The organism is Paenibacillus sp. sg306046 (genome assembly GCF_059821225.1).
Window position 1 is genome coordinate 189,655 of the sequence record NZ_JCAMRT010000005.1, and the last position, 12,172, is coordinate 201,826.

The 12,172-nt window shown below is 54.5% G+C and carries 12 protein-coding genes and 3 tRNA genes; 3 read left to right on the forward strand and 12 right to left on the reverse strand.

Features of this window, described 5'->3' with window-relative positions:
* Positions 1 to 25 precede the first annotated feature (25 nt).
* The gene (gene ppnP, locus AC6ROY_RS07230) at positions 26 to 343 is read right to left on the reverse strand and encodes a pyrimidine/purine nucleoside phosphorylase (protein ID WP_500099507.1); all 318 of its coding nucleotides are present in this window, start codon (positions 341 to 343) and stop codon (positions 26 to 28) included.
* A 19-nt stretch (positions 344 to 362) separates the two neighbouring features.
* Positions 363 to 2,366, reverse strand: coding sequence for a transketolase (tkt, locus tag AC6ROY_RS07235; protein ID WP_500099509.1), 2,004 nt, complete (start codon positions 2,364 to 2,366; stop codon positions 363 to 365).
* A gap of 311 nt (positions 2,367 to 2,677) precedes the next feature.
* On the opposite strand from tkt, the gene AC6ROY_RS07240 reads away from it, so the two are divergent.
* Positions 2,678 to 3,817 (forward strand): GGDEF domain-containing protein, encoded by a 1,140-nt coding sequence (locus AC6ROY_RS07240; RefSeq protein WP_500099511.1) that lies wholly within the window; start codon positions 2,678 to 2,680, stop codon positions 3,815 to 3,817.
* A gap of 173 nt (positions 3,818 to 3,990) precedes the next feature.
* Here the strand turns inward: AC6ROY_RS07240 and purU are convergent, their stop codons facing one another.
* Together purU and AC6ROY_RS07250 are read right to left on the reverse strand one after the other, a co-directional pair.
* On the reverse strand, positions 3,991 to 4,884 hold the full coding sequence (gene purU, locus AC6ROY_RS07245; RefSeq protein WP_500099512.1) for a formyltetrahydrofolate deformylase: 894 nt from the start codon (positions 4,882 to 4,884) through the stop codon (positions 3,991 to 3,993).
* Between the two features lie 67 nt (positions 4,885 to 4,951).
* The gene (locus AC6ROY_RS07250; protein ID WP_500099514.1) at positions 4,952 to 6,079 is read right to left on the reverse strand and encodes a deoxyribonuclease IV; all 1,128 of its coding nucleotides are present in this window, start codon (positions 6,077 to 6,079) and stop codon (positions 4,952 to 4,954) included.
* A 163-nt stretch (positions 6,080 to 6,242) separates the two neighbouring features.
* Here AC6ROY_RS07250 and AC6ROY_RS07255 point away from each other — a divergent pair, with 163 nt between their 5' ends.
* Positions 6,243 to 6,692 carry a DUF2621 domain-containing protein gene (locus tag AC6ROY_RS07255; protein WP_500099516.1) on the forward strand — a complete coding sequence of 150 codons (450 nt, stop codon included), beginning with the start codon at positions 6,243 to 6,245 and terminating at the stop codon, positions 6,690 to 6,692.
* A 153-nt stretch (positions 6,693 to 6,845) separates the two neighbouring features.
* Here the strand turns inward: AC6ROY_RS07255 and AC6ROY_RS07260 are convergent, their stop codons facing one another.
* The 5 genes from AC6ROY_RS07260 to AC6ROY_RS07280 form a co-directional block, all read right to left on the reverse strand.
* Positions 6,846 to 8,204 carry an S-layer homology domain-containing protein gene (locus AC6ROY_RS07260; RefSeq protein ID WP_500099597.1) on the reverse strand — a complete coding sequence of 453 codons (1,359 nt, stop codon included), beginning with the start codon at positions 8,202 to 8,204 and terminating at the stop codon, positions 6,846 to 6,848.
* A gap of 81 nt (positions 8,205 to 8,285) precedes the next feature.
* Entirely contained in the window at positions 8,286 to 9,068 is a 783-nt protein-coding gene (locus AC6ROY_RS07265) for a glycerophosphodiester phosphodiesterase (RefSeq protein WP_500099517.1), read from the reverse strand.
* 206 nt (positions 9,069 to 9,274) lie between these two features.
* Positions 9,275 to 9,454: a YjfB family protein gene (locus AC6ROY_RS07270; RefSeq protein WP_500099518.1), complete on the reverse strand. Its 180-nt coding sequence runs from the start codon at positions 9,452 to 9,454 to the stop codon at positions 9,275 to 9,277.
* A gap of 134 nt (positions 9,455 to 9,588) precedes the next feature.
* Positions 9,589 to 9,671, reverse strand: a tRNA-Leu gene (locus AC6ROY_RS07275).
* Positions 9,672 to 9,803: 132 nt separating this feature from the next.
* Positions 9,804 to 10,223 (reverse strand): pyridoxamine 5'-phosphate oxidase family protein, encoded by a 420-nt coding sequence (locus tag AC6ROY_RS07280; RefSeq protein ID WP_500099520.1) that lies wholly within the window; start codon positions 10,221 to 10,223, stop codon positions 9,804 to 9,806.
* Between the two features lie 197 nt (positions 10,224 to 10,420).
* Between AC6ROY_RS07280 and corA the strand changes: the two genes are divergently transcribed.
* A complete protein-coding gene (gene corA, locus AC6ROY_RS07285; RefSeq protein ID WP_500099521.1) occupies positions 10,421 to 11,353 on the forward strand; it encodes a magnesium/cobalt transporter CorA in 933 nt (310 codons plus the stop codon).
* 97 nt (positions 11,354 to 11,450) lie between these two features.
* On the opposite strand, the gene AC6ROY_RS07290 is transcribed toward corA, so the two are convergent.
* The 3 genes from AC6ROY_RS07290 to AC6ROY_RS07300 all read right to left on the reverse strand — a co-directional run bounded on the left by AC6ROY_RS07290 (position 11,451) and on the right by AC6ROY_RS07300 (position 12,116).
* A tRNA-Ser gene (locus AC6ROY_RS07290) sits at positions 11,451 to 11,538 on the reverse strand.
* Between the two features lie 7 nt (positions 11,539 to 11,545).
* Positions 11,546 to 11,621: transfer RNA gene (locus AC6ROY_RS07295), tRNA-Asn, on the reverse strand.
* Between the two features lie 18 nt (positions 11,622 to 11,639).
* Positions 11,640 to 12,116 (reverse strand): SprT family protein, encoded by a 477-nt coding sequence (locus AC6ROY_RS07300; protein WP_500099522.1) that lies wholly within the window; start codon positions 12,114 to 12,116, stop codon positions 11,640 to 11,642.
* Positions 12,117 to 12,172: the final 56 nt, after the last annotated feature.

The window sequence follows — 12,172 nt, forward strand, 5'->3', positions numbered from 1 at the left end:
AGCTGCTCCAAGGAGAGCGAGCAGCTTATTCGTGAATGTACGAGCAGATGTAATCGGTAGCTGTGCGCACGTCAAGCTTGAATTTCTCGCCCTTCGGCACCGTAAATTCTCCGCTTCCGTTGATTTCCAGCCACTCGCTTGCGCCGGGCAGCAGCACCTTCAGCTCGCCCGCCTGAATTTCCATAATTTCCTTCACGTCGGTGCCGAATTCATATTCGCCCGGCAGCATAACGCCAAGTGTCTTTTTCGTGCCGTCAGCGAATAACACCGTACGGCTCGTTACTTTGCCTTCAAAGTAAATGTTGGCTTTGGTCAAAACCGTTACTTGTTCGAATTGGGACATAGCCGGCTCGTTTCTCCTTTTACTTGAGCAGTTGTTTGACGCGGTCTACGACGTTTTCAACCGTGAAGCCATACTCGCGAATGACGACCGGCCCTGGCGCGGATGCTCCGAACTTATCGATCGCAAGGATGCTGCCTTGGTCGCCGACATAACGATCCCAGCCGAACGGATGACCCATTTCGACAGCCAGACGAGCTTTAACCTCAGGAAGAATAACGGAATCCTTGTACGCCTGCTCCTGACGGTCAAACAACTCCCAGCTCGGCATGCTGATCACGCGCACAGCAATGCCTTGCTCAGCCAGCTGCTGTTGAGCGGCAATAGCCAATTGGACTTCTGTACCTGTCGCAATAATTTGCGCTTGCGGCTTGCCGTCAGCGGCGTCAGCCACCACATAAGCGCCGCGCTCCACTTCGCCTTGCGCGGAGCCTGGAAGCGCCGCTGCTGCCTGGCGGGAGAAAATAAGCGCAACCGGGCCTTTTTTGTTGGCAACCGCATAACGCCATGCGCCAACCGTCTCTGCACCGTCTGCAGGACGAATAACGGTAACGCCCGGAATAACGCGCAGCGCTGCGAGCTGCTCGATCGGCTCATGCGTCGGGCCGTCTTCGCCGACGCCGATGCTGTCATGCGTGAAGACGTAGATCGCCGGCACGTCCATAATGGAGGCCAGACGGATGGCCGGACGCAGATAATCGGAGAACACGAAGAACGTGCCGCCGAACACTTTCAGACCGCCATGCAGCAGCATGCCGTTAACCGCCGCGCCCATACCGAACTCGCGCACGCCGTAATAAATGTTTTGGCCGCTGTAGTCCTTGGCCGTCATGACGCCCAGACCCTTCATATGCGTCATTGTGGACGACTCCAGGTCAGCCGAACCGCCGACGAGGAAAGGAACCTGCTGTGCAATGGCGTTCAGTACGATCCCGGACGCCGTCCGCGTTCCTTTGTCCGCAGGGACATCAGCCGGAATCAGGGAATCCCAGCCTTCAGGCAGCTCGCCGTTGATCGCGGCTTCCAGCTGCTTCGCCAGCTCCGGATGCGCTTCGCCATAAGCTTTCACCAGATCGTTCCAGCCTTCGAAACGGTCGATGTTGCGGCGCTTGATTTCAGCAAAATGCGCTTGAACCGCTTCAGGCACATAGAAATGCTGGTTTTCGTCCCAGCCGTAGGCTTGCTTGGTCAACGAAACCTCATCCACGCCCAGCGGGGAACCGTGAGGACCTGCATGACCGCCCTTGCCCGCTTTGTTCGGGCTGCCGAAGCCGATGACCGTTTTCACTTCGATCAGCGTCGGACGGAAGTCGGCTTGCGCTTCCAGAACCGCTTTATGAATCGCGTCAAGATCATTGCCCTCTTCCACGCGAAGCACTTGCCAGCCGTAGCCTTGGAAGCGTTCCATCACGTTTTCGGAGAAGCTGAGGTTCAGCTCGCCGTCGAGGGAAATATCGTTTGAATCGTACAAGACGATCAGCTTGCCGAGCTTCAGATGGCCTGCCAGCGAAGCCGCCTCGGAGGAAAGCCCCTCCATCAGGTCTCCGTCGCCGCAAATGGCATATGTATAGTGGTCAATCACCGAGAAGTTCTCACGATTGTAAACAGCGCCCAGGTGAGCTTCAGCCATCGCCATACCTACGGCCATCCCGATGCCTTGTCCAAGCGGGCCTGTCGTTGCGTCTACACCCGCCGTATGTCCGACTTCCGGATGACCAGGCGTTTTGCTGCCCCATTGGCGGAAGTTTTTCAGCTCGTCCATCGGCAAGTCGTAACCCGACAGGTGAAGCAGGCTATATAAAAGCATCGAGCCATGTCCGGCAGACAGTACAAACCGGTCACGGTTGATCCATGTCGGAGCGTCAGGGTTATGCTTCATCAGCTTGGCAAACAGCTCGTAGCCCATCGGCGCGGCGCCCATCGGCATGCCTGGATGGCCGGATTTGGCTTTCTCAATCGCGTCAATCGACAGCGTACGAATCGTGTCCACCGACAGTTGATCAATCGTCTTGTTAAGCACAGTCATGAATAAATATCCTCCCACTCAATCTATATTTTCCTGCTGCGAAGTGATAAAGCAGGCATTACAAATATTTTTAATTGTACCACTCTCTTTAACAGTTTGCCATATCCAATCCAAGAGTATCCGAACAATCAGCCAAAGCCATGGGAAGCGCCGGATTGATGGGCGGATTTAGTTAACTAAATTTAATTATGTAAAGCAAAGGAATTAGTGCCTGATTGTCGAAATAGGGTTATAGAAGACTACTGGAATAGGCATGATTTCCAAGAACAACTTGTGCCCCGGGCACTAGAGACATAGACGGGAGTCGATCTATGAATCCAACATTGCTGCAGTTGGCCAATACGCGCCACACCTACCGCAATATGCTGAATCTGTACTGGATAACGATTATGCTGACGGTTATTCTTGAATTTTGCATACAGCGCTGGCACCTTCAGGCGGACATCTCTCATATTTGGCCGTCGCTGATCTGGCAAGCCTTCCTGCTCTCCCTGTTGACCGGACTGGTCGATCTTCTGTACTGCTACCGTAATGTACAAAGCGACTGGCTGCTGATTCTGATGGGGATTTTATACGCTGCGTCCATCATTCTGATGAATCCGACGATCGGCATCGTTCCCGCCATCTTTATTTTTCCTATTCTGACGTCCATGCTCGCCTTTAATAAACGAAGAATTATCGGCGTTTTCCTCCTCGTGCTGGTCTGCTTCGCCTCGCTGTACATGTACAGCGCCCCGCTTCGTCTGACGATGCAGCCCGTTCACATGATCAGTATTTTGTTTCTGTACGCAGGCACAACCGTCATTGCACTGGCTATTGCGAGCAGCGGCATCGAGCTGTTGAACAATCTCAAGCACACAACCGAAGCCAAGCAGGAGCTGCTGGTCAAAAACATCATTATGGACACGCTCTCCAAGACCGACGCGCTGACGGAGCTGTACAACCATAAAACCTTCCATGCGTACCTGGAGAAGCTGATTGAGCAAAGCGACTTGAACCAGCTGTCGCTGCAGCTTGCGATTCTGGATATCGACAACTTCAAACGGATCAACGATACGTACGGCCACTGGATCGGCGACATCGTGCTGATGCGGGTAGCCGCAATCATCAAGGAAACGGTCACCCCCAACGACTTCGTGGCCCGTTACGGCGGTGAAGAATTTGCGGTTATTTTTACGGAAAAGACGCTGGAAGAAGCATACCGGCTCACCGAGCTCATTCGTCACCGTCTGTTTATGACCATTCACCCGGAGCTTGATTCCAAGTCGGCCACGATCAGCGTCGGACTGCAGGACTATGTGAAGGGCAAAGGCAAGGAACTGCTGTTCAAGGGAGCGGATGCGTCCCTTTATGTCGCCAAGCGCACCGGTAAAAACAAAACGGTCGTACATTCGGTCCCCCATGATCCAGCCTTCTCCTCCAGCCTTTTTCCGAAAGAAAAAGCGGAATAACCGGGAGCGCGGCAGCTCCCGGCCCCGTCTCTTCTGCGATGCCGCACACACAAGGTGGACTTGCCGCTGGCTATTGCGAGTTGTCGCCCCTAATGACGAAACAGGCCCCGTCTCCTGACACAGAGATCGGGGCCTTTCCGCAGCCGGAAGCCGGAGGATTCGCCTCCGCCTTGTTAGCTGAACACAACGGTCTTGTTCTGATGGACGATCACGCGGTCCTCCACATGCCAGTTGACAGCCTTAGCAAGCACCGTCCGTTCAATATGGCGGCCGATCCGCTTGAGATCATCGACATTGTCGCGGTGACTCACACGCTGCACGTCCTGCTCGATAATCGGCCCGCCGTCCAGCTCCTCCGTGACATAATGCGCGGTCGCTCCGATAATTTTCACACCGCGGTTATGCGCCTGCGCATACGGCTTGCCGCCCACGAAGGCCGGCAGGAACGAATGATGAATATTGATAATCCGGTTCGGGAAATACTCAATGAATTTCGGCGAAATAATTTGCATATACCGGGCCAAAATGATTGCATCCACCTGGCCCTCGACCAGTTCCAGCTGGCGGCGCTCCGCTTCGGCCTTCGTATCTGCGGTAACCGGAATGTGGTGGTACGGAATACCGAGCTGCTCCACCAGCTCCCGCATATCGTTATGATTGCTGATGACCATCGCGATCTCGGCGTCCAGGTCGCCAGACTGCCAGTGCCACAGCAGCTCCAGCAAGCAATGATCCTCCTTCGAAACGAGGATGGCCAGCCGCTTCTTGCGGCTTGCGCGGGTAATGCTCCATTGCATCTCAAACGATTCGGCAATTTTGGAGAAATCCGCCTTCAGCTGCTGGCGTCGGTTGTCCAGATCCTCCAGATCAAATTCGATCCGGATGAAAAACAATCCGCCCTCCGCAGGCTCCATCGTATATTGGTCAGACTGGATAATGTTTGCGCCGTAATCATATAAAAAGCGGGATACCGCAGCGACGATCCCCGGCTTGTCCGGGCACGAAACGAGCATTCTCGCCCGGTTGGTTAGTGGATTGCTTTTTGGTTTTGTCAGTTTGGGGACCATGAGTCTGTTCTTCTCCTTTTATTCGACCATTTCATACCGAGCTTATCATCTTATGCCGTATGCCGGCTCAAACCGCAGCAAACAGCTGCTCGCCAGCAAACCAGGCGGTCAACCGGTGGTTGACCTGCTGCTCGCTGAGCTCGGGGAACAATGCCTCGGCGGCAATCAAATCGTACAGCCGCTCCATCGGCTCGCGGCCATCCGCTTTTTTCGCCTTCGGATCATTTTTCAGCAGCTCCCAGGTGGTCAGCACAAATTGTCGCGGGTCCAGCTCCTGCTTCTTGAAGAAATGCGCCAGCTTCTCGACATCGCTCAGGAAGCCTTCGCCGAAGCGCTGCTGTACCGTGCCGCTGAGCAGTGCAATTTCCGCTTCATACATCGGATGCTGCGAGGTTGAATCCTTGCCGATCCACGGCGTCTCCAAAATAAACGGCAGATGCTGCAGCTTCTCATGATTGACGATGTTATGCATCGTCTGAAAGCCGAGCCAGCCGGCTCCGACCGGGGCATGGCGGTCCTTCGCCGCGCCGCGCGCGTTTTTACTGTCGTTCATATGAACGACGGCCAGCCGGTTCAGGCCAACGATGCGGTCGAACTGCTCCAGCACGCCGTCCAGATCGTTGACGATATCGTAACCGGCATCATGAATGTGGCAGGTATCCATGCAGACGGTCAGACGGTCATTGCGCTCGACCTTCTCGATGATAGCGGCCAGCTCCTCGAAGCTGCGGCCAATTTCCGTCCCTTTGCCTGCCATCGTTTCCAGCGCGATGTGTACGCCCGTGTCCTTCACGCCTTCAAGCACCTCGTTCAGCCCCGCCGCGATCCGGGCGATGCCGTATTCGGCATCTTTATCCGTATAAGCGCCGGGATGCAGCACGATCTGCTTCACGCCAAGATATTCCGTGCGGCGTATCTCCTCCTGCAGAAAGCGCACGGCCAGCTCGAAGGTATCCTCCTTGTAGGAGCCCAGATTAATAATATAAGGCGCATGCACGATAATTTCGCCGATGCCATGCTCGGCCATGACCGCGCGGCCCTCTTCCAAATATTGCTCCTCGATCGGCTTGCGGCGAGTATTTTGCGGAGCGCCCGTATAAATCATAAATGTGCCTGAGCCATAGCTGACAGCTTCATTGGCCGCATTAAGCAATCCTTTATCTGAAAACGAAACGTGTGAGCCTATCCGAGTCATGTCGCTTTCACTCCCTTTTCTGGCTATCTTCGAGCTTGCAGCTACCTCATATCTTACTAGGAATGCAGCAATAAATCTAGAAAAGGAATTTCCCTTTTACCGGCTTGGCCGCATTTTCCTGCAGCCTCATTTAAGGTATAATGAAAGCGAGGTGACACCTGACATGTTCTATGCAGCGAGCAGCGCCCCGCACGAGGGGTTTATGTGGTTTATTATGTTTTGGGTATTTGTGCTGTTGTTTGCTATGTGCGTGGGCGGCTACTTTATGTTCCGCAAATTTTTCAAGGTGCTGCCAATGGAGGACGGCAAGTCCAAGCTCGACTGGCAGAACCACTACGTAGAGGCTTCCCGCCATCTGTGGACGGAGGAAGCAAAGGCGTTCCTCGACATCCTGGTCGAGCCGGTTCCGACGCCGTTTCGGGATATTGCCAAGCATTCCATCGCCGCCCGCATCGGCCAGCTTGCTCTGGAGGAGAACGCTCCCGCCGTCACACGCGACCTTTGTATTAAGGGCTATATTTTGGCGACGCCGAAGCGGGATTACAAAAGCCTTGTTACGTTTCTGGACAAGAAGGACATTGATTACTCGCCTTACAAGCATTTGATGAACTAAGCGCGTCGTGTCCGCGCCTGCCCGCGAAGAAGCCACCGAGCCCCGGTACAACGGGAAACGGTGGCTTTTTGGCTTGGCAAGCGGAACAACTGATTTTCCGCAAGACGGCTGCGTGCTTCTGTGTGCCGAGCAAGCGCCATCCGCCTTGCCCGCTTACTTTTTCTTCTTTGCTTCCGGCTCCTGGTTGCCCAGCTTGATCGACAGCGTCACATTGTAATCGCCATGCTTTTTCATCGCCGGGTCGCGCAGCTGGGAACGGAAGCCAACCACCGACACGCCGCTAACCGACAGGGTGACCGGAAACTCCTCTTTTTTCACGAAGGAAATGTTGCCGTCCACGACGATATACAGATCGACGCCTTCCTTGGCCTTGAAATCGACGGTCAAGTACCGGTTGCCCTGCGGCTGCACCGCGGCTTCAAGATCGCCGTTTGTCGCAATATTTTTCGTTAATTGGCCCTGGTCATCGAAAAAATCGCGGGCGTTCACATTAGACTTGTCGGTCCAGCCTTGAGCTCCCGGCGGAACCTGGATACCGCCTGAGGTTGAGCCCGAAGGCGGCGTCAACACCGGGCTGCCTGCAGAGCCGCCCGTCGTGGTTGTACCGGTCTTCGGGTCCAGCTCCACCGTCGAATAGAAGGAAAGCCAATTGCTGCTTTTCAGAAAATGATAGATCCGGTCCAAAATAACAACCGCCTCTGCTCGCGTCACCGGGTCGCGCGGACGGAACAAGCCTTTCTCGGTCGGAGACATAATACCGTTGGCCTTCAAGCCGGCAAGCCCCTTGGCCTGCACGTTGGACATCAGATCGTCCCCAAGCTTGCAGTCGCTGGCCCCTTGGCCGATCATCAACGTCTTGTATACGGTTGGATCGCCCGCCCGCATCCAGCCGCTGCTGTCATAACGTCCGTCTGATTTGGCGAAGCTGTACGCCGACAAATCCTCCAGCAGACTGGCCGGCATGTCCTTTAATTGTAAAATCGCCGCACACGCGTCATTGCCGCTCAGCCGATCTGCGCTGATCAGCTTGCCGCCGAACATCGCGTACAGCATTTGCGCCAGCTCCAGTCTGGACAGCTCCTTATCCGGCTGGAACGCAAGCTGGCCCTCCTGGTCCACGCCAAAACCGCCGATGCGGAAGTTAGCGTCATAGATTGCGCTAATCGGCGCATAGGCCCAATGCTCTTTGGGCACATCGGCGAAGTAGCTGATTTTATCCAGCTCCAGCGCCTTCGTATTCGGCCTGTACGTGTCAAATAACCGGTAGACCATAGCGGTCCATTCTGCCTTGCTGATCGCCTGATCCGGGCGGAAAAGCCCATCCGGATAGCCGGTTATAATCTGCTTGGTGGTCATCACATCAATCGAGCTGGTTGCCCATACATAGCTTGAGGTCACATCGCTGTAGCGGCTTGCGGCTTGCAGCGGCTGAATCGCAAGGACAGACAGTCCTACAACCGCTGACATCGTCAGCGCGATTCGGCGTAGCCATGTCCGCGGCGTCTTGTTCATCACTGATTTCTACCTCCCATCTCTTTCTATATCGGACAGTAACGAGCGATTTATTACCTGTTTACGGAAAATACGTTCGCTTCAGTCGAACGATCTTCCGTCCACTTCCGTTGTAAGCAGCTCGCGCAGTCTGGCCGGATAATCGGTAATAATCCCGGAAAATCCGTTCGCTATCGCCTGCCGCAAATGCTCCGGGTCATTGATCGTGTACGGATACACGCGCAGCCCGCCGCTTACCGCCAGCTCCACGTCCCCGGCATCCATGCTCTGGTAATGCGGATGCAAGGAATAGACGTTCATACCGGACAGCTCAGCCAGGCGGGCATGGTTTATAAATCCGCCCACGTACAGCAGCCCGACCCGCAGCCACGGGATGTCCTGCTGCAGCCGATGCAGCGTCTTATGGGCAAAGGAAGAGACGACAACGCTGTCCCGACGGCCGTACGCCAGCAGCAGACGCTGCAGCTCTGCCGCCAGACGCGGGCTGTAGCCGCATTTCACTTCCACGTTAATCATCATCGCAGGAGGCGTCTGGGCAAATACTTCGTCCAGCAGCGGCAGACGCTCACCGGCAAACCGCTCGCCATACCAGCCGCCCGCATCCAGACCTTGAAGCTGCTCTACCGTCAGCTGCCCGACCCATCCGCTGCCATTGGTCGTCCGGTCAACCGTAGGGTCATGGCAGACGATCAGCCGGCCATCCGCTGATTCATGAATGTCCAGCTCTACCGCATCCGCTCCCTGCTCTTGTGCCAGCCGAAAAGAAGCCAGCGTATTTTCCGGCGCTTCGCCCGCCGCTCCGCGATGGCCGATAATGAGCGGCCTCCGTCTGGACCGCCGATCCTGCTCCATCTTCTCTGACATGGATGGTTCCCTCCCTAAAATAAACTGGTTTCGTTACGAAACGCCGCTTGAATCCAAGAAAAAGCCTGCCCCAAGCAAACGCCAAACGGCGCATGTCTTTCGGGCAGGCTGCTGCGGAAATGCTGACTAATGGCTGTATAAGCTGCTTCTCCGCGTCATCTGGCCCCGGTCAGGCCCGCTCTGCATCGAATGGCCTGGCTGGCAAGCTAGGCGCGAAGGTCGACATGATTACCCAAATGCGCAGGCTGAGCGGCGGCAAAGTCCTGCAAAAGAGTCGCGGCTTGCGCAGCCTGCGTATCCTTCACCTTGCTCAGCATAGCCAATCCGACCGCCTGCTTCAGCGCATCCGTACTGGCTGTCGCATTCAAAGCTGCTTGAATTTGCAAGAAAATCACCTTCATTCGCTGGAGTCTGAGGAGCAGCCCGGCCGAGCTGTCCGTCTATTTCCACTATACGCCAAGCCCCTCGCTCCGTAAAGAAAAAAGCCTGCCCCTGAACCCGGGACAAGCTCTTTTCTGTATGCGGTTGAGAGGACTCGAACCTCCACGAGCGTACGCCCACTACCCCCTCAAGATAGCGTGTCTGCCATTCCACCACAACCGCGCATAAACGACTCATATGTGATTTATTATACTTGCTATTGAAGAAATTGTAAAGCAGGAACGAGTCGGCGACAGGACACGTCATTGCCCTGGCGTTGCGCCTCGTTCCTTCAGTTGCGGTTACTGGGTTGCCTTAGTGCTGCCAGACGCGCGGCTCCTGATCTTTCCCGTTATATTCGATGCGCTGCGGAGTCAGCTTCAAAATAGCATATTCGGGATCATGCGGTCCCTTGAACCACTCCTTGAAGGAATCATTCCACAGCCGCTCCCTCAGCCCGTCTTCTTTGCAAACCTCAGCGGTCGCGGCGATCTGCAAAATATCCCCGGAAGGCTTCCCGTCATACCCGACCAGTACATGCACGTTTGGGTTGCTCCGCAGCTCATCCACCTTATCGGTTTTAGAATTCGTAGCCAAGTACAACGTCAAGCCTTCATGAAACAAAGCCATGTACCGGACCTTCGGCTTTTGCCCGTCCACCGTGCCGAACGAGCATACGCGATTGGCCGCGAGGATGTCTGCAATTTGTTCTTCGAGCTGCTTCGTTTGCTGCATAACGAAAATCTCCCTTCTTGATTCGGACTGTTCGTTAGCTTCCCCCGAAACGCCAGCTTCGAATCATCATGAACGGAAATTTAACAGCAGGCAGCTCCCGCTGGATACAGAAGACAACGTCTCCTTAGCAAACCGTTCTCCGCGTATGCTAAGATGAAAACATAGCATTTACTTTTACAGCGCACCGAGGTGTCCTTATGTTGACCTTTACGGCCTCTGACCGCCAGACGACCGAGCAGCCTTTGCGTACCCCGCGCAGCGGCGAAACGGTATGGGCTCATCTGGAAAATGCCCCTCCGGCTGAAATCGAGCATGTGCTCGGAGAACTGTTTCACTGCCATCCTCTCGTGATTGAGGATTGTATTCATCTGAATCAGCGGCCGAAGATGGACCGGTATGAAGATCATATTTTCATCACCTTTTTCCCGGTCAAGGACGAGCATCTGCATACGACTGAAATCGCCATCGTTATCGGCAAAAACTACGTCATTACGGTGTGCAGGGAAAAGCTGCCGGTGATCGAAGAGCTTCATCGTTACCTTCTGCAGGCAAGGCCTAACTGGGCTGCGCCCGGAGCGTTGTTGTACCGGCTGCTGGACCGGTTTGTGGATGATTACACCAACATCATTGATCAGGTTGAGGACCGCATGGACCGGCTGGAGCAAACAATTTTCGACAATCCGTATCTGCAGGTGTCCCGCGAGGTGTTTACACTCAAACGAACGCTGCATCAGCTGCGCCGCATCATCCTTGAAGAGAAAAATGTGCTGGGCGCCATCAGTCACCAGAGCTTCCCTTATATGCATGAAGAGTCCGACGTTTATTTTGTCGATATCTATGATCATATTTCCCATGTGGTCGATGCGATCGACACGTTCCGGGAGTCGCTGATCAGTCTGCTGGAGCTGCAAATGGGCATGAAGTCGGACCGGATGAACGAAATTATGAAGACGCTGACGATCATTAGCTGCATCTTTTTACCCCTGACCTTTATCGTCGGCCTGTACGGAATGAACTTCGAGAATATGCCGGAAATTCGCTGGCATTGGGGGTATCTGTATGTGTGGATCGTGCTGATCGGCACGTCGGCCGCGATGTGGCTTATTTTCAAGTGGAAAAAGTGGCTGTAGCGCTGCGTCCGCGCTTCGACGCCCCCTCTTCTCGGGTTCGAATCCCTCTCCCTTGTCCGTAAATAAAAAAACCGCCCGAAGGCGGTTCCTTTATTTACGGAGAGAGAGGGATTCGAACCCTCGCACCACTTACGCAGTCTAACCCCTTAGCAGAGGGTCCCCTTGAGCCACTTGGGTATCTCTCCAAAACATTGGCTCCCCGAACAGGACTCGAACCTGTGACAACTCGATTAACAGTCGAGTGCTCTACCAACTGAGCTATCAGGGAAGGACATTTTTTAATTTATCATGAATGAGAATCCAAGTCAAGCTCTTCCAAGCGCAGTTTGCCTTTGCATTGTCCGCATAAGAAACGACGCGGGTCTGTTTTTCGTTTCCGCAAATATTCCATGGCGCAAGCTACGCAAACAAGCTTGTAACGGTAAGGCTCCTTCCGCTGCAAAGCGGCCGGAAGCGACTTACAATAGCGGGTGCCGCCGACCAGCACCAGAAGCTTTTTGAAGTCATCGTCCCGATGCTGATAACCATGCCCCATAATATGCAGATGATAATGGCACAGTTCGTGCTTGATAATTTTTTCGACATCCTGCTTGCCGAACTGCTCAAATTGCAGCCAGCTGATCTCAATATCGTGACTGCCCGTAAAGTAGCGGCCTCCCGTCGACCGCAATCGCTTATTGAACCTGGCCTGATGCTCAAACGGACGTCCAAACGACGACAGCGATATTTGCTCCACCCATTGCTGCAGCTGCCGATCATTCATGCTCCATATTCCCACCCCTAAGCTCTCTTCTCTCTAGGTTTCTCACTTGAATTGTA

Excerpts from the sequence above, each read along its gene's own strand:
- AC6ROY_RS07255 (WP_500099516.1), top strand. The coding sequence starts at position 6,243 with ATGTTCTATGCAGCGAGCAGCGCCCCGCACGAGGGGTTTATGTGGTTT.
- AC6ROY_RS07265 (WP_500099517.1), bottom strand. The coding sequence starts at position 9,068 with ATGTCAGAGAAGATGGAGCAGGATCGGCGGTCCAGACGGAGGCCGCTC.
- AC6ROY_RS07280 (WP_500099520.1), bottom strand. The coding sequence starts at position 10,223 with ATGCAGCAAACGAAGCAGCTCGAAGAACAAATTGCAGACATCCTCGCG.
- AC6ROY_RS07240 (WP_500099511.1), top strand. The coding sequence starts at position 2,678 with ATGAATCCAACATTGCTGCAGTTGGCCAATACGCGCCACACCTACCGC.
- purU (WP_500099512.1), bottom strand. The coding sequence starts at position 4,884 with ATGGTCCCCAAACTGACAAAACCAAAAAGCAATCCACTAACCAACCGG.
- corA (WP_500099521.1), top strand. The coding sequence starts at position 10,421 with ATGTTGACCTTTACGGCCTCTGACCGCCAGACGACCGAGCAGCCTTTG.
- AC6ROY_RS07260 (WP_500099597.1), bottom strand. The coding sequence starts at position 8,204 with ATGAACAAGACGCCGCGGACATGGCTACGCCGAATCGCGCTGACGATG.
- AC6ROY_RS07300 (WP_500099522.1), bottom strand. The coding sequence starts at position 12,116 with ATGAATGATCGGCAGCTGCAGCAATGGGTGGAGCAAATATCGCTGTCG.
- tkt (WP_500099509.1), bottom strand. The coding sequence starts at position 2,366 with ATGACTGTGCTTAACAAGACGATTGATCAACTGTCGGTGGACACGATT.
- AC6ROY_RS07250 (WP_500099514.1), bottom strand. The coding sequence starts at position 6,079 with ATGACTCGGATAGGCTCACACGTTTCGTTTTCAGATAAAGGATTGCTT.
- ppnP (WP_500099507.1), bottom strand. The coding sequence starts at position 343 with ATGTCCCAATTCGAACAAGTAACGGTTTTGACCAAAGCCAACATTTAC.